The organism is Candidatus Symbiopectobacterium sp. NZEC135, from assembly GCF_025962695.1.
Genome location: NZ_JAGFPF010001404.1, coordinates 1 through 558 on the forward strand (window position 1 = coordinate 1; position 558 = coordinate 558).

A 558-nucleotide genomic window follows, 5' to 3' on the forward strand; every position below is an offset into this window, starting at 1 on the left:
CCATATGCCCGCACTTCTTCACCGAGGCCAGTTGGTCCACAAAATGGCCCCCCGCCGCCCCGGCTTCAATCATCGATTTCATCAGCTCAAAGGCATTCAGCACCCCGCCGAAACCGGCTTCCGCATCCGCGACGATCGGCAGGAAATAATCCACATGGCGAGCGTCATTGGGTTCAATACGGTTGGCCCATTGAATCTGATCGGCACGGCGGAACGTGTTGTTGATACGTGCCACCACCGCAGGCACCGAGTTCGCCGGATAGAGCGACTGATCCGGATACATGCTGGAGGCTAAATTCGCATCCGCCGCCACCTGCCAGCCAGAAAGATAGATCGCTTCAATACCCGCTTTCGCCTGCTGTAACGCCTGCCCACCGGTCAAAGCGCCGAGGCAATTCACATAGCCTTTGCGCGCGCTGCCGTGCAACAGCGCCCACAGTTTGGCGGCACCGTGCTGGGCCAGCGTCGATTCCGGATTCAACGAACCGCGCAGGGTGATCACATCCTCGGCACTGTAGGGACGTTTAATACCGGCCCAACGTTCGCTTTTCCATTCTT

At 58.6% G+C, this 558-nt stretch carries 1 pseudogene; it reads right to left on the reverse strand.

The features are described 5' to 3' along the window. Window positions 1-558, reverse strand: a pseudogene (locus tag J5224_RS34515) (isocitrate lyase); the annotation flags it as partial.